The sequence below is a fragment of the Nostoc sp. genome, assembly GCF_036917455.1.
Taxonomy (GTDB): Bacteria; Cyanobacteriota; Cyanobacteriia; order Cyanobacteriales; family Nostocaceae; genus Nostoc.
Genome location: NZ_JBALDK010000145.1, coordinates 24986 through 41199, shown reverse-complemented (window position 1 = coordinate 41199; position 16214 = coordinate 24986). Strand labels below are relative to the sequence as shown.

At 43.3% G+C, this 16214-nt stretch carries 17 protein-coding genes; 8 read left to right on the top strand and 9 right to left on the bottom strand.

The features are described 5' to 3' along the window. Positions 1–99: 99 nt before the first annotated feature. Positions 100–2358, bottom strand: coding sequence for a photosystem I core protein PsaA (psaA, locus tag V7K42_RS15535; RefSeq protein WP_334917528.1), 2259 nt, complete (start codon positions 2356–2358; stop codon positions 100–102). Positions 2359–2885: 527 nt separating this feature from the next. On the opposite strand from psaA, the gene V7K42_RS15530 reads away from it, so the two are divergent. Further along, positions 2886–4538 carry a hypothetical protein gene (locus V7K42_RS15530; protein ID WP_334917526.1) on the top strand — a complete coding sequence of 551 codons (1653 nt, stop codon included), beginning with the start codon at positions 2886–2888 and terminating at the stop codon, positions 4536–4538. Here V7K42_RS15530 and glsA read toward each other — a convergent pair. Further along, on the bottom strand, positions 4503–5417 hold the full coding sequence (gene glsA / locus V7K42_RS15525; protein WP_334917524.1) for a glutaminase A: 915 nt from the start codon (positions 5415–5417) through the stop codon (positions 4503–4505). The two genes, V7K42_RS15530 and glsA, sit on opposite strands and share 36 nt — an antisense overlap. 40 nt (positions 5418–5457) lie before the next feature. On the opposite strand from glsA, the gene V7K42_RS15520 reads away from it, so the two are divergent. Continuing rightward, entirely contained in the window at positions 5458–6999 is a 1542-nt protein-coding gene (locus tag V7K42_RS15520; protein WP_334917522.1) for a thioredoxin-like domain-containing protein, read from the top strand. Positions 7000–7207: 208 nt separating this feature from the next. Here the strand turns inward: V7K42_RS15520 and V7K42_RS15515 are convergent, their stop codons facing one another. Beyond that, entirely contained in the window at positions 7208–7501 is a 294-nt protein-coding gene (locus tag V7K42_RS15515; protein WP_334917520.1) for a hypothetical protein, read from the bottom strand. Positions 7502–7781: 280 nt separating this feature from the next. Between V7K42_RS15515 and V7K42_RS15510 the strand changes: the two genes are divergently transcribed. Both V7K42_RS15510 and V7K42_RS15505 read left to right on the top strand, forming a co-directional pair. Further along, the gene (locus V7K42_RS15510) at positions 7782–8135 is read left to right on the top strand and encodes a DUF952 domain-containing protein (protein ID WP_334917562.1); all 354 of its coding nucleotides are present in this window, start codon (positions 7782–7784) and stop codon (positions 8133–8135) included. 383 nt (positions 8136–8518) lie between these two features. Continuing rightward, a complete protein-coding gene (locus V7K42_RS15505; RefSeq protein WP_334917560.1) occupies positions 8519–9436 on the top strand; it encodes an RluA family pseudouridine synthase in 918 nt (305 codons plus the stop codon). Between the two features lie 213 nt (positions 9437–9649). On the opposite strand, the gene V7K42_RS15500 is transcribed toward V7K42_RS15505, so the two are convergent. The 3 genes from V7K42_RS15500 to V7K42_RS15490 form a co-directional block, all read right to left on the bottom strand. Then, complete coding sequence (locus V7K42_RS15500; protein WP_334917518.1) at positions 9650–10417, bottom strand: phycobilisome rod-core linker polypeptide; 768 nt, start codon at positions 10415–10417, stop codon at positions 9650–9652. 365 nt (positions 10418–10782) lie between these two features. Further along, complete coding sequence (locus V7K42_RS15495; RefSeq protein ID WP_334917516.1) at positions 10783–11328, bottom strand: hypothetical protein; 546 nt, start codon at positions 11326–11328, stop codon at positions 10783–10785. Continuing rightward, positions 11325–11942 carry a phycobiliprotein lyase gene (locus V7K42_RS15490; protein WP_334917558.1) on the bottom strand — a complete coding sequence of 206 codons (618 nt, stop codon included), beginning with the start codon at positions 11940–11942 and terminating at the stop codon, positions 11325–11327. Before V7K42_RS15490 ends, V7K42_RS15495 begins: the two co-directional genes overlap by 4 nt. A 299-nt stretch (positions 11943–12241) precedes the next feature. On the opposite strand from V7K42_RS15490, the gene V7K42_RS15485 reads away from it, so the two are divergent. The 4 genes from V7K42_RS15485 to V7K42_RS15470 all read left to right on the top strand — a co-directional run bounded on the left by V7K42_RS15485 (position 12242) and on the right by V7K42_RS15470 (position 14693). Continuing rightward, positions 12242–12412, top strand: coding sequence for an NblA/ycf18 family protein (locus V7K42_RS15485; RefSeq protein WP_223278088.1), 171 nt, complete (start codon positions 12242–12244; stop codon positions 12410–12412). Positions 12413–12783: 371 nt separating this feature from the next. Further along, positions 12784–13341, top strand: a complete 558-nt coding sequence (locus tag V7K42_RS15480) for a bleomycin hydrolase (protein ID WP_334917514.1) — start codon at positions 12784–12786, stop codon at positions 13339–13341. 78 nt (positions 13342–13419) lie between these two features. Further along, positions 13420–13914: a bleomycin hydrolase gene (locus V7K42_RS15475; protein ID WP_094328270.1), complete on the top strand. Its 495-nt coding sequence runs from the start codon at positions 13420–13422 to the stop codon at positions 13912–13914. A gap of 173 nt (positions 13915–14087) precedes the next feature. Next, positions 14088–14693, top strand: coding sequence for a HEAT repeat domain-containing protein (locus V7K42_RS15470; RefSeq protein ID WP_334917512.1), 606 nt, complete (start codon positions 14088–14090; stop codon positions 14691–14693). Between the two features lie 57 nt (positions 14694–14750). On the opposite strand, the gene V7K42_RS15465 is transcribed toward V7K42_RS15470, so the two are convergent. The 3 genes from V7K42_RS15465 to V7K42_RS15455 are packed head-to-tail and all read right to left on the bottom strand — an operon-like array spanning position 14751 to position 16043. Continuing rightward, positions 14751–14873: a hypothetical protein gene (locus tag V7K42_RS15465; RefSeq protein ID WP_334917510.1), complete on the bottom strand. Its 123-nt coding sequence runs from the start codon at positions 14871–14873 to the stop codon at positions 14751–14753. Then, entirely contained in the window at positions 14867–15772 is a 906-nt protein-coding gene (locus V7K42_RS15460; RefSeq protein WP_334917508.1) for a HEAT repeat domain-containing protein, read from the bottom strand. Before V7K42_RS15460 ends, V7K42_RS15465 begins: the two co-directional genes overlap by 7 nt. A 31-nt stretch (positions 15773–15803) precedes the next feature. After that, the gene (locus V7K42_RS15455) at positions 15804–16043 is read right to left on the bottom strand and encodes a hypothetical protein (protein WP_334917506.1); all 240 of its coding nucleotides are present in this window, start codon (positions 16041–16043) and stop codon (positions 15804–15806) included. Positions 16044–16214 lie beyond the last annotated feature (171 nt).

The following is a 16214-nucleotide window of genomic DNA, read 5'->3' as shown; positions in this document are numbered from 1 at the left end:
CTTTAGCCATCAAATATCAGCGTCTAGAGTCCTGAGTTCTGAGTCCTGAGTTCTGAGTTTTGACTCAGCACTCAGTCCTCAGCACTCAATAACTGATTGCTACCCTACTGAAAGGATGTGTGCATGGAAGAATGCCCAAGTTGTGGCAATTCCTCCTAAGAGGTAGTGAGCTACCCCTACAGCCCGACCCTGAATAATGCTCAGAGCGCGAGGCTGGATTGCTGGTGCTACCTTCAGTTTATTATGCGCCCAAACTATGGACTCAATTAGTTCTTGCCAGTAGCCGCGACCACTGAACAGGAACATCAAGCTGAATGCCCAGACAAAGTGAGCGCCTAAGAAGAGTAGACCATAGGCAGATAGCGCGCTGCCATAGGAATTGATGACTTGTGTAGCTTGTGCCCACAAGAAGTCCCGTAACCAACCGTTGATGGTAATAGCACTTTGGGCAAAGTTACCACCAGTGATGTGAGTCACAGTACCATCTGCATCTACGGTTCCCCAGACATCTGATTGCATCTTCCAGCTAAAGTGGAAAATTACAATTGATATGGAGTTGTACATCCAGAAGAGTCCGAGGAATACGTGATCCCAACCAGACACTTGACAAGTACCGCCACGACCAGGCCCGTCGCAGGGGAAGCGGAAGCCCAAGTTTGCTTTGTCTGGAATCAGACGAGAGCTACGGGCGTACAGCACACCTTTGAGCAGAATTAGGACGGTGACGTGAATGGTAAAGGCGTGAATATGGTGAATTAGGAAGTCGGCTGTGCCCAAAACAATGGGTGCAGCTGCCACTTTTCCGCCAACAGCCAAAATACCGCCGCCAAAGACATAGCTAACTGGTTCTAGGGCATTAGGTGCAGTTGTACCAGGAGCCAAGGCGTGGATATTTTGTATCCACTGGGCAAATACCGGCTGCAATTGAATCCCTGTATCAGAGAACAAGTCTTGAGGACGACCCAATGCGCGCATTGTGTCGTTGTGGATGTAAAGTCCAAAGCTATGGAAGCCAAGGAAAATACATACCCAGTTCAGGTGAGAAATAATCGCGTCGCGGTGACGAATCACCCGATCCAGTACGTTGTTTTGGTTCACAACAGGATCGTAATCCCGCACCATGAAGATAGCAGCGTGAGCCGCTCCACCAACGATCAAGAAGCCACCGATCCACATATGGTGAGTGAATATGCACAACTGTGTAGCGTAATCAGTTGCCAAGTATGGATAGGGGGGCATCGCGTACATGTGATGCGCGATGATGATGGTCAGTGAACCCAAGAAGGCTAGGTTAGTAGCCAACTGAGCGTGCCAAGATGTGGTCAGGTTTTCGTAGAGACCTTTGTGACCTTCACCGGTGAAAGGGCCTTTGTGGTTTTCGAGGATCTCTTTAATGCTGTGACCAATACCCCAGTTAGTACGGTACTGATGACCAGCAACGATAAAGAGAACTGCGATGGCTAAATGGTGATGAGCAATATCAGTCATCCACAAGCCGCCAGTTACTGGGTTCAGACCGCCCTTGAAGGTTAGGAAGTCAGCATACTGACCCCAGTTCAAGGTGAAGAAAGGTGCTAAACCAGCAGCAAAGCTGGGATACAACTCGGTCAACAAGTCTTTGTTCAAGATGAACTCGTGGGGCAAGGGGATGTCTTTGAGAGCAACGCCTGCATCCAAAAGCTTGTTGGTCGGATTGGACACGTGGATTAAGTGACCTGCCCATCCCAAGGAACCACAACCTAGCAATACTTGCAAGTGGTGATTCAGCATCGACTCCACATTCTGGAACCATTCCAGTTTAGGAGCGCGTTTGTGGTAGTGGAACCAGCCAGCAAATAGGAATAAGGCTGCTAGTACCAAGCCACCGATCGCAGTGCAGTAAAGCTGGAAGGAGTTTGTAATCCCCCAACCACGCCATACTTGGAACAAACCGGAGGTGATTTGAATGCCGTGGAAACCACCGCCAACATCACCGTTTAAAATGTCTTGTCCGACAATGGGCCAAACGACTTGAGCGCTAGGCTTAATGTTTAACGGGTCACTTAGCCAAGCTTCGTAGTTAGAAAACTTCGCACCGTGGAAAATCATCCCGCTCAACCAGATTGTCACTACGGCTAGGTGGCCGAAGTGGGCTGAGAATATCTTGCGGGATATATCTTCTAAATCGCTTGTATGTGTATCGAAATCATGGGCGAGTGCGTGCAGGTTCCAAATCCATGTGGTGGTTTTGGGACCTCTGGCTAAGGATCTGTCAAAGTGTCCAGGTTGCGCCCATCTCTCGAATGAGGTTGGAACCGGATCGTTATCGACGATTACTCTTGCCTTCTTTTCCTCTCGCTCCGGAGGACTTATTGTCATTTGACCTCCTCTCTTGATAAGGAATGAGGAATCATGAATACCACAAAGTGAACCATTACCGCATACTCAGAATTTCACTGATGCCGCGATGAAGACCCTATGTGGATAGTTGTTTCTCGTTGAATTATAGAGTCTTCAACTACACTTTGTTGGAGATATTTTAACAATAATTCAAACTTCGGGGAATATTGCTGAAATTACCGCCCGATCTGCCTTTTAACTTCAAAGTGTTTGTCTAAAAGTCAATAGATTAACCATTTTAATTTACAAAGAATAACAATTGGTAAGTTTTATGATTTTGCTGTATACACTTGGCTTACAGCTTTTATTGCTATTACTTATGAACATTTGTGTCATATTTCCATTGTTGTAAGTAAAAAGCTGTACAAGGTATGACTTGTTTTAAAATTTACTGGAATAAGTAGGGGATCTGAGGGAGATTTCACCTTTTGGGCTATAGTGCCAGATGGACAGTTTGAGCGAAAATAATCTGTGCAATTGTCGAAGACTATCGCTGGGTGCAACGCATGAACTCGTGGCAGAAAAGGGTGTTAGAGAAGCTCTTCCCTGAGAGGTTCCCGATTCTTAGGTGGATTATGACATTGGCGCTGGTATTAAGCTTGACCAGTTGCGGCGAGAAAGCCGATAGCCAGGAAGTTTCAACTGGTTATAGAGAAAACCCTCCACAGATTTCTCAAATTTCAAAGCAATTTTCGGAAGTATCCCCACCATCTGTTATCCAAGCACTGCGTCCAAGTTTGGAAGTTTATCAGCCACAAGTGACAATTGTGACTCCTAGACCTGATGAAGTTTTCCAAGATAATAAAGTTACAGCCAGTTTTCAGGTTAAGGATCTACCAATATTTAAAGATCCACAATTACAACTGGGGCCGCATCTCCATGTAATTCTGGATAATCAACCTTATATTCCTGTTTACGATCTGAACCAACCCTTGGTTTTGCCAGAGTTGTCTCCAGGGACTCATACTCTGCGTGTCTTTGCTTCTCGTCCTTGGCATGAAAGCTTTAAAAATGAAGGCGCTTATGCCCAGACAACATTTCACGTCTTTACTAAAACCGACGACAATAACCCAGATCCCCAATTACCCCTGCTAACTTACAGCCGTCCTCAAAGTAGCTACGGGGCAGAGCCAATCTTATTGGACTTTTATCTAACTAATGCTCCCCTGCACCTCGTTGACAAGGAAAACACTAACGAGGGATTTAGTGATTGGCGTATCCGCGTCACAATTAATGGTGAAAGCTTTGTTTTCGATCGCTGGCAAGCAGTTTATCTGAAAGGCTTCCAAGCTGGTAAAAACTGGATAAAGCTAGAATTTCTCGATAATCAGGGAAATCCTCTCAAAAATACTTTTAATACCACAGTCAGAGTGATTGACTACAAGCCAAACGGTAAAGATACTTTGTCGAAAATTGTGAGAGGAGAACTCACACCAGATGAAGTGCGCCCCGTTGTAGACCAGAATTATAAACTTACACCTACGCCTTCTGTTGAAAAAACACCCCAAATACAACCGAAGGTAGAAAAACAGCCAATTCCCGAAACTGAAGTTCCTAAAGAATCCAAAACACAACCAGAAAAATCAAAATTAGAAGTTCCAACGGCTGTACCATCTCCTACCTTATCCCCGACACCATCAGAAATAATTACGCCAACGGTAACGCCGACTCCTGAATCAACGCCGCTACCTGAAAAAGTTGCGCCTCAGCCAACTAAACCTAAAGTTGACGGATTTTTTAACCGTCGCGCTAGTAAGACACCTACTCCACGAGTAACAGTTGAGCCATCTCCGATGCCACCCACGCTACCAGAGATTATTGAGCCTTCAGTACCAGAAATAATTACGCCAACACCAGAACTACAGCCAGAGGTAACGCCAACTCCTGAACCAACGTCGTTACCTGAAAAAGTTACGCCTGAACCAAAAAAACCTAGATTTGGCGGATTTTTTCAGCGTCGAACGAGCAAGACACCTACTCCACAAGTAACAGTTGCGCCATCTCCGAGTTTGCCACCCACGCTGCCGGAGATTATCGAGTCTCCAACACCAGAAACAGTTACGCCAACGCCTGAATCAACGCCGTTACCTAAAATAAGCGCTCCCGAAACAGAGAAACCAGAATCAACTAAAGACACTCAACTGCAACTCTTGCGCTAAAGCCTCAACAAATGCGATCGCACCTACAGGATTTCCGATATTATCCAACCCAGGACTGTAGCAAGCGATCGCTCCCTCACTTGGTACTATTGCTATAAGTCCACCACCAATCCCTGATTTCATTGGTAAACCAATCCTGACTGCAAACTCCGCAGAAGCTTCATAAAGTCCACAAGTTGACATCACAGCGTTGACAATTCGGCGATTTTGTGATTTCGTCAAGCTATTTTCAAAAGCTAAGATTTTTCCTAACAGGGCTAAATCTTCAACTCGCCCAGAAATGCAGCATATTTGATTGTAAGTGTCAAGTGCTGTTTCAAGATTTTCTATGTTACCTGTTTCGGCAAGATAGTTTGCGATCGCTTCATTGGCTGTTGAGCGGGTTAATCGCACTGAGTCCAGCATCACTTCATCTAAGGTTAGTTGGCAACCTGCTAATTGGTTCAGCCATTGACAAAGTAAAAGAGTGCGTTGGCTAGCGTCCTTTCCTGGTAACTTATCAGCTAGGGTAATTGCTCCACTATTAATCATCGGGTTACGGGGGTGGCCGCGATCGCTAACTAATTGTTCTAAAGAATTGAAGGGTGCATCCGATGGTTCCACTCCAACCCAGCCAAAAACCTTTTCTGCACCAAAATTTTCTAGCAGATAAAGTAGAGAAAATGTCTTAATAACGCTCATTAGCGGGAAAATACAAGCCGTATCGCCAAAGCTGATACTTTTCCCCGATTTACAGCAGATTTGAACTGCAAACCAACCAGGATTAACTTTTGCTAATTGGGGAATGCGATCGATAACTCGTCCCTGTTTAGCCTGGATTTTAGCTTCTTGTACCCAAGCTGATAACTCCGTAGTAGTTAATTTTTCAAGTACTTTCACAACAGATACACCCAGATTCAATTATTAATTACGAACTATTATGCTTCCCCGTGTTAGAGCGCCAGAACTACCACAAAATTACTCTTGGTTCAATACCGATAAACCTTTGTGTCTTAAACAACTCAAGGGTAGAGTCATAATTTTAGATTTTTGGACATACTGCTGTATCAACTGTTTGCATATCCTGCCAAACCTGAAATATTTAGAACAAAAATATAAAGATAGCCTTACCGTTATTGGTGTCCATTCTGCCAAATTTGACAATGAAAAAGAAACAGAAAATATTCGCCAAGCTATCCTGCGCTACGACGTTGAACACCCGGTTATAGTTGACAGTAATTTTCGACTTTGGGAAGAATATGCTGTACGTGCTTGGCCTACTTTAATAATTATCGATCCAGAAGGTTATGTAATTGGTCAAATAGCTGGAGAAGGAAACCGTGACGCTTTAGAAGAGTTGATTCAAAAGTTAATTCAGCAACACCAGGATAAAGGGACGATTAATTTTCAAGAACTTAGCTTGACTTTAGAAAAACAGCGTCAACCATTAATTACACCTCTAGCTTTTCCTGGTAAAGTCTTAGCTACCCAAGCGGGTTTGTTCATTGCTGATTCTGGACATCATCGTCTGATTATGAGTAGCTTCGATGGTGAAATTCTGCATTTGATTGGTACTGGAAAATCTGGCTTAACCAATGGTGCTTTTAACGAAGCGCAGTTTTTTGCACCACAGGGAATGGCTTATGATGCAGAAAATCAAATTCTTTATGTTGCTGATACAGAAAATCATACCCTGCGGTGCGTTGATTTGAAGCGTCAAGTTGTAGAAGCGATCGCAGGAACTGGTAAACAAAGCCGCAATATTCATCCTCATGGCGGTGCTGCTTTAGAAACCGCGCTAAATTCCCCTTGGGATTTAGTAAAAGTAGGAAATACCCTGTTTATTGCAATGGCTGGGTCGCATCAAATTTGGGAAATGGATTTAGAAAGTAACATCATTAAAACTTATGCTGGTACTGGTGCAGAAGCTTGTGTTGATGGTTCACTTTCTGAATCTGCCTTTGCTCAACCTAGCGGGATTAGCACTAATGGACAAGAATTATATGTTGCTGACAGTGAAGTTAGTTCAATTCGCGGTGTTGAAATTGTAGAACCGTATCAAGTGCGAACCGTTTGTGATAGTGGGGGTTTATTTGGCTTTGGTGACGTTGATGGACAGGGTGAAGATGTCCGTTTACAACACTGTTTAGGAGTGGAATTTGCTCAAAATTCTCTGTGGGTAGCAGATACCTATAATCACAAAATTAAATTAGTTAGTCCCAGTGGGAATTGTCAAACCGTTTTAGGAGATGGTACTGCTGGATTACAAAATGGCCAAGGTAAGAATAGCCGATTTTTTGAACCTTCGGGATTGAGTGCGATCTGCGCTTCGCAGCAGCGCTTCGCTATCGCTTCTTTTTTATATATTGCTGATACTAATAATCATGCCATCCGCCGCGTAGATTTGAATACTCTTGAGGTGACAACGGTAGAGTTTCTTGGATTATGTGCGCCAGATGTTTGTATTCCGTCTAGTTTCTAGAATGATTACTTCACCAAAGGAAAACTCTCTACATAAAAACTACGGGATATGTAATTTGAAAGAATAATATTGTAGAGCGATCGCCTGTATGCAATTAGTAATTTTTGATATTGATGGTACACTAACAAATACCTGCAAAATTGATTGATGAAGATTGTTTTGTACGTGCTTTTGCATTGGAATTTGGTATATTTAGTATAAATAGAAACTAGGCTGAATACGCATACACTACGGATTCTGGAATTACCCAGCAAATTTTCAAAGAAAAATTAGAACGTCTTCCTTCGGATGAAGAGTTAGTCAGAATCAAAGCACGTTTTGTTAGTCTGCTCCAGGAAGCATTTATTAACAACCAAGATTTAGTTAACGAAATTCCTGGTGCTGCAAATGTTTTAGCGAAATTAAAGTTAGATCCTAATTGGTAAGTTGCGATCGCAACTGGTGGTTGGGGTGAGTCTGCTAAACTAAAACTTAAAAAAGCTAACTTACAAATAGAAAGCATTCCATTCGCTTCAGCTAATGATGCACTTGCGCGAGAAGATATTATTAAGACAGCTATTATCAAAGCAAAGAATGTTTATCAAATTGAAAATTTTCAGAAATTTGTTTTTGTAGGCGATGGTGTCTGGGATGTAAAAGCAGCCTATAGGTTGTGTATTTCTTTTGTTGAAATAGGTAATAATAAATTAATAAATGTAGGCGCTACAAAAGTAGTTAAAGACTTTACAAATTTAGAAGAGTTTCTAAAAATATTACAAGCCGCAGTAATTCCTATATTTTTTATGAACACCATCCTGCATATTACCAAACGCCAACAATGGGAAAACTCGAAAGTACTCGGTAGCTATCGCGCTGATTCCCTAGAGAGTGAAGGCTTTATCCACTGTTCAAAGTCAACGCAAATACTCAAAGTTGCACAGAGATTTTTTGAGAATCAAAAAGAATTGGTATTACTGTTTATTGATTTTGAGAAAGTCGAAGCTGAAATTCGTTATGAAGAGGCGGAAATTGGCGAATTATTTCCTCATATTTATGGTGAGTTAAATGTTGATGCTGTGTATCAAGTTATTGACTTTGAAGCTGGAGAAGATGGTTTATTTGAGTTACCGCAAGAAGTTATAAATTTAGAAGAATAACGAACCGCGAAGGGCGCAAAGGGCGCGAAGAAGGAAGCTCAAAAGTCAAGGGTTTAGGGTAGTTTGTATAAATGGCACGAACCACACACAGTAATGAGTTCAGCACTTAAAAGGTTTCGACAATGGGTAAGAGAACAGATACAAAACGGCCAGGGTGAATAAAATTCGCGGCTATACAAACAAAGTCTACAGTTTCTAACCAACCAACTAAAAGAATTCCGCGCTTTACTTAAAGAACGGGGAATTAATAATCTAGAGCAATTGTGACCGAATTTAATTTACAAATCCAAGAAAATAGCGATGGCTGCGCCAACGCCAAGGGCGATCGCTTCTCTTCTCATATAGAAAATGCAGCACTTAGCTTACTTCCCTCCAGTAATACGATACACTGCACCAACACCAAAGGCGATCGCCTCGACCGTTTCCTTTCCCAAGAATTACCAGACTTATCCCGTTCGCGCATTCAACAGTTAATCGAACAAGGTAACGTCCAACTTAATGATAAAGTTTGCACTTCTAAGAAGATCAATGTCAAGCTAGGCGATCGCATCACTCTGGAAATACCAGAAGCGCAACCCCTAGAACTGTTAGCAGAAGATATCCCTTTAGATATCCTCTATGAAGACGACCAATTACTCATTCTTAACAAACCCGCAGGCTTAGTTGTCCATCCCGCACCTGGTCATCCAGATGGCACTTTGGTAAATGCTTTGTTGGCACATTGTCCCAATTTACCAGGAATTGGCGGAGTCCAACGTCCGGGAATTGTCCATCGATTGGATAAGGATACTACGGGGGCGATCGCGATCGCAAAAACAGAAGTTGCTCATCATCACCTACAAGCCCAACTCAAAGCTAAAACTGCACGCAGAGAATACTTAGGTGTGGTTTACGGTGCGCCAAAAGTTGAAAGTGGCAAAATTGACTTACCCATTGGTCGCCATCCCCAAGACCGCAAGAAAATGGCTATTATGCCTATTGAACAAGGCGGACGATCTGCCGTCACGCATTGGCAAGTACTAGAACGCCTCGGTAATTTCACCTTAATCCGCTTCCAACTAGAAACTGGACGCACCCATCAAATCCGCGTCCACAGCGCTAAAATGGGTCATCCCATTGTCGGCGACCCAGTTTATAGTTCTGGTCATTCAGTGGGGGTAAATTTGACTGGTCAAGCACTCCACGCTTGGCGACTGAAATTACAGCATCCTCTATCTGGGGAAATGATTGAGGTGACAGCTACCCCTCCCACTCAATTTACAAAACTTTTGGAAATGCTAAAAAGACGAACTGTACTTTAAGCTCATATACATCTGAAAGCAGCACTATTTTACAAACATTGGGTATTGAGAAAAAACCATGTCCCATACCCATTAACAACTAGCGTGCATTAGAAATGGGATAGAGTCTGTTTCACTAGTTATACCTAAATGAAACTCCTACATAACCCCAGACTTATGCACGCTATAAAAATTATCAAAATGATGTACTAGACAGCCACCGAACAAAAATCGTTATTTAATTCCAGCTAGCTGGCGATAAGGTACAGACTTTTCGATATCGATGTTGTATGGCGAGATCCTTTGTGGCGCATTGCCAGTTGCGTTGACACTTTGTGCCATAGACAAGAATAGAGCTGGATCGCCAGCCTTGGGCTTTTGCTCTTGTGGGGTGTATCTGCGGACTTCGACCTGCCAAATGATTTGGGGGAAGCCAAGTTTAGCACGGTGGTAATCTTCGTATCGCGGAGATTTGATGTTAAATGGCAACTCACCCGCAGATTGAGATGGTAGTATCCGACGGCGTTGATAGGGCACTGTGGAGTATCCAAAATTGCTCAGGTACTCTTCAGTGTTGAGAACTTCATCAACAAAGCCTCTAATACCTTTGGTAGCGACCACAATTGACCAAGCAATTTTTTCGCGCTCGTTGTATGGGTCGCGTCCTAGAACGCGCTGAATTACCTGCTCAACAAAGCGATAATTATTGTTGAGGTCGTAGAAGCTTTTCTTAAAAGTATTGGAAAGCACCAAACCACGAACAAAGTCCCGTACTGTAATTTGTCCATTACGGAGTTGAGATTCTAAATATGTTTCGCGATCGGCAGCAAAAGCATAAAAGAAAAGTTGACGATATGCTGCTTCGATCAGATCGCCTAAATCTGATGGAGACAGGATATTGTCTGTAGTAAAAATCCTGGGCTGTTCATCACCCGGTATTTCGTATGCAGCTACACGCTGGTTTTGACTTGAAGGGTCATATTCTAGCAGAGGAATTGCCACTCTAAAGCCTCCATGTTCTTAATTAAAGTTAACAACTTTTAATCACATATTAAGGGAGTAGTTGTATCAGAACCTCAGATTCTGATAAAATTTCACGAAACTTAACTAAGAGTGATTTTTAAGTATTGGTAGTAAAAATCATTATTCTGCTGGACTCAACCTATAGTTAATCAATTCAAGGTAGTAGACCTTCCAGCCAAATCAACTTACTGTCAAAAACTAAAAAACTTTTGTCCACATATTTTAGATTAGAAGATTGAGTTTCACTTTTTTTAATTGAAGTAATAATTTTTAACACTTAGCAAAAGAAATTAATGGGAATGGGGAATTGGAAAATCTCCTTATCTCCTTCGCCCCCTGCCCCTTCAATAACCTATCCAAAATTCCAGAGGATCTATGGTTGATTTACAGTAAGGCCAGCTACGCAAAGTTGCCTCCATCCCTGCCTCCCAGTAGGGTGGTTCTAATCCCAGTCCTAAACATAGATGAGACAGGATGCTAGCAAACTGGTGGTTGTGACCAAAGTCTCCTAGATGGGCATGGGCATATTCATGGACGACTACACCAAACCAGTCTTTAGGTGCAACTCGACCGACATCTACCAGAATAGTAATTGGATTTGTGAGAATATTGCACAATCCATCTATACCGAAGGATTGAGCTATGGGGACTGCAAAAATTTGGATGTGGCGACGCTCTTGGGGATGAAAGCACTCATGACAAACTTCAAGATATACGTTGATCTGAGCGTTAACGGTGTTAATATTTTCGCCAATCCAAGTACAAATGGGGATGCGATCGCGCAGGTTATCGAACACATTCACCATCCCCGGCTCTAAAGCAAGTCCCTGCACCCGATGCAGGTAATTTTGCCCACGAATAAAAGCATTGCTCTGCTTAAGATCATTCACCAGCCCAAAACTGAATAAAACTGTCTTTTTTCCAGAACATCCTGCCCAACTCTTTCTGTTATCTGTTCTGTGTTGGAAACCTCAACAGAATTCTCAATGCGGCTCTCAGTACAAAATGATGCTGTACTGAAACCACCAAACCGTTTTACCGTACTGGTTCGCATTCGCATATTTGGGCTGGCGAACCAGAATCTCTCAATGGAACTCATTGTTTCGTATTCGGTTGTCAACACTAGTCCATCTTCATCATCCATGTGAAAAAGACCGACTACAGGCACAATCTCGGCATAGCCTCTTTCGCGCAGTAATTTGCCGGCCCTTGGGTTATCGCCATCAGGCACGATCGCAAATATGGTTTTTCCCTGATGGTTATCTTCACCCTCTCTATCCCAAGCCATTGTACCTAGCCAACGCACACGCGACCCTCCTACTGAAAGGCTGGGGTCAATTTCATGGTACTGGCACAGTTCAATGATTTCTGGATGATTGGCTTCCAGAGTTTCTACCTGTATATCCGATTCTCCCGTTTCTGAGCGCTTGAATGCCAAATGATGAGTTGCCCGTTGCGATCGCCACTTACCAGCACTTAGCTGGAAAAATTCCATTGCGTCTATCAATCTTCTGACTCCTACTTATGACTCCTGCGGATGATGTTTAGCTTGTTTTTTCTTTTTACAGTTATTGGTATACAAACATTCTAAACATTACAGCGATTAGCGATCGGCTTCAACAAACTCCTTACAAAGGGTGACATAGAGATGTTATTCTGTAATTGTAAACTTTTATAAGCTTAATTCCTTATAGCTTGACAATGTAGACAATTTAATATCTCAGTGCTAAACTAGTAGAAAGCGATCGTCTTCACATTAGCAGCAAGAACAAATACCTTCGATTCAGTCAATCAGAGGAGTGAATGATGGATTTTCCAGTCGAACTAACCTTAGAACAACAGTTTCGCTTAAAGAACTTGAAAGACCAGGTAAAGAACTTGAGTCAACAAGAAGCTCAGGAATTTTTATTAGAAGTTTTACGGCAGATGATGGTAAAAGATAATTTGGTCAAACATCTCCTAAAACAGGCTTGATCGAGTAAAAAAAAAGAATATCTTTTCCTTAAGACTTACGCAGTGAGAGAATTTCATTGAAGTGCGTAGGTCTTAGTTTTTTAAGTACTTATACTGAGCTTTACTATTGATACAGTATTTTGTGGAGAAGTATTAGACACAATAGCTAGAGGTTCAGGGAAGGCAGAGGAGATGAGGAAGAATAACTAATGCAATGCCCCATGCCCAATCCCCAATACCCAAATTAAATATTACAGATTATTACTTTGTCTCTCATAGTAAAGACTAGGGTACTACTGATCCCCTATGTTTTTGTTTGGCTACTCACAGTTAATCTGATCGAGAACACGCCAAAAATAATATCCGCCATTTGTGAATATTAAGGAGAACTCATGGTTCTTGATGCTTTTTCTAGAGCTGTAATTGCGGCTGATGCCAAAACCGCTCCTATCGGTGGTAGTGACTTGGCAGCCCTTAAGTCTTTCATTTCTGAGGGCAACAAGCGCCTTGATGCAGTGAATGCGATCGCCAGCAACGCTAGCTGTGCGGTTTCTGATGCCATTGCTGGGATTGCTTGTGAAAACACAGGTTTGCTTCAAGCTGGTGGTAACTTGTACCCCACTCGCCGGATGGCTGCTTGCCTACGTGATGCTGAAATCGTTCTGCGCTACGTAACTTATGCACTATTGGCTGGTGATTCTTCCGTATTAGACGATCGCGCTTTGAACGGTCTGAAAGAAACCTACACAGCTTTGGGCGTACCAACCGGATCGTCTGTACGCGCTTTCCAAATCCTGAAGGCTATCAGCGTCGCTCACATCACAAACACCAACACTGAAGCTAACGCTGGCAAGAGATTCCGTAAATTGGAAACTCCTCAAGGCGACTGCTCTGCTCTAGCTGCTGAAGCTGCTAGCTACTTCGATCGCGTTATTTCTGCTCTGAGCTAACAGCTCATGGCTAAAGGCTATTAGCCAAGCAAACTGAAATTAGAACTCGATCAAATCTAATCTGGAGTATAAAAAGCAATGAAATCAGTTATCACTACGGTTATTGGCTCTGCTGATGCAGCAGGTCGTTTTCCAACCACCTCCGATCTAGAATCCGTTCAAGGTAGCATTCAACGCGCTACTGCTCGTCTAGAAGCTGCTGAAAAGCTAGCTACTGGTATCGATAACGTAGCTAAGGAAGCTTATGATGCTGCCTTCAAGAAATATCCTTACTTGACCCAAGAAGGTGAAGCTGGCGCTACCCAAGTCAAGAAAGACAAGTGCCTCCGCGACATCAAGCACTACTTACGCTTGATCAACTACAGCTTAGTTGTGGGCGGTACTGGCCCTCTAGATGAGTGGGGTATTGCAGGTGCTCGTGAAGTTTATCGCTCTTTGGGTCTGCCCACAGCTCCTTACGTTACCGCGTTGACTTACACTCGCGATCGCGCTTGCTCTCCTCGTGACTTGTCTCCTCAAGCGTTGGTTGAGTTCCGCGCTCTTCTCGACTACGTAATCAACTCCCTTTCATAGTAATAGGAATTGACTAGACGTAGACGAGCGATCGTCATACTCTAAAACTCAGGGACTCTCAGTCTGTTGCTTTGCCTGTATCTGGTTGAGTAATTGACCAAGAGTCCCTCAGTTGTAACTAATTCGTAATTCATGATTTCACTTGGGGGATTTCAACCAGAAAATTTTCTTTTATGACAATAGATTCTCTATTTGAACAGTTGAAACACCCCAACCCCAATCTGCGGGAACGAGCTATCTGGGAACTAGCTGATGTTCGGGATGAAAATACTATTTCTCGCCTGATGGGTATTTTGGATGAAGAAGATGTGACTTACCGTCGAGCCGCGGTAAAGGCACTGGGTGCTATTGGTACAGATGCTGTCCCATCGCTGGTAGAGTCACTAATAAATAGCGAGAATGCGACTATTCGGGGTAGTTGTGCTAAAGCTCTGGCACAGATTGCTGCCAACCATCCAAATGTTCCTTTCCCGGCTGAGGGATTACAGGGATTGAAAACAGCGCTCAACGATCAAAATGCCGTTGTCTATATTGCATCAGTAATGGCGCTGGGTGAAATTGGTTCTCCTGCTTTTGAGATTTTGGTTGAGGCTTTGAAAACAATAGATAATGTTGCGCTGGCTGTGGCAATTGTTAATGCACTTGGTTCGATGGGTGATATGCGGGGAGTAGAAGTGTTGACAGCACTAACTAATGATGAATCTGTTGATCCTTATGTTCGTGAGTCAGCAGTGAGTGCTTTGCCCCGATTAGATCAAGTGATTAAATATAAAAGATAAGAGAGCGATCGCTCTTAAATGCAACTACCTTCATTAATCCCAGTAGGGCGAATATGTTTAGATAAACTTTGCCACAGCTAAGGCGCGATCGTATTCTTCTTCCGTCTCAATTACCTTGGGAGCAACTTCAGATAGCAGACTACTATAAGCAACTTGGTCAAAAGTAAGGGTTATTACCAAGTATCTTCCTCCAACTGCTTCTCAATTTGAGAAATCGCTAACTCAATCACTGCCTTAACTCCTGTTTCCTCTTCTTGGGTTAATGCGGCTTGCAGAGGTTCTAAGGAAGTGCGATCGCCAATTTTCATTAATGCCAAAGCCGCCGCTTTTCGAGTTTCCCAATCGGCATGTTGCAGTAACTCCACCAGATTCGGAATCGCTGGTTGATAAGCTAGACTACCCAAAGCAGATGCCGCTTCCCACCGCACCATTGGGGATGAATCAGTGAGGGCGTTTACCAGGATGTGAAATGCTCCCTCTTCAGTGCCTTCTTCAGCAATTTTAGCGATCGCACCCACCACCGCAGCCCGAACCTCAGCTGAGTCTGAGTTAATCTCTCGATATAAATGCTCTTTCGCCTCTGCCCCAATAAATCCCAGCGCCCATACCGCATGTCCTTTGGCACTTTCTGGATACTCGGTTGACGCTAATATTTTCAGCAATACTGGCACCGCTGCCTCACCGATTTTGGCCAGCCCTCCCACCGCCGAAGTTTTAACAACCGTATCTTCGTCATTTAAGAGGGCATTGACCAAAGTCGGAATTGCGATCGGGTCGGCAATGAGTGTCAGCGTTTTGGCACTGGCTCTCCGCACAACTGGGTTGGGGTGATTTGCCACAGCTTCCATTAATAAAGGGGTCGCTGGTTTACCGATTTTACCTAACGCCTCTGCAAAACTCAACCTAACCATCCCCCGTGAGTCTCCCATACTCTCAATCATCTGCTTGAGTAGCTGTTGATCGTCAGGGTTGAAAGAGTTTAAGCCTAATTGCTCATTGACTGCTGCTAGTATTGCATCAGTTTCTGCCTGGGACAGATTTAACGAATCCTCCCCAGATTGAGTTTTGGAGTTGAGCATGTGACTTTTAGCTAAATTATCAAGATGATTACTAGTTATTGGCGCTCAGAGCAGCTTGCTGATTACGGAGTTCTTGGAGGGCAGAATCAATCTTGGCAAGCTCAGGTTCTAGTTGTGCCATAACATTTACTCTCATCAACTTAGCGCGTTTTGCTGTTTCTGTAGTTTCTTGAACTAAACGTTCCCGATATAGCTCAAGTTCTGCAATCACTTCGGCAACATCTTCAGGGGTTATGCGATCGGTTGTTGTGAATTCTGAGGTTTCATCCATAACTTTTGTTTCCTAAATGCGTGTTTATATAAATGATGTGTAGTCGTCAGTTTCGACTATCGTTTGTATTTGCTTACTCGCTAAAAAGCAGCATTTAGCTGTTACACAAGAGTAAACAATTAGCAAGAGACAACTAACTAATAGCTGATAAATGCATACATTCCGATCTTC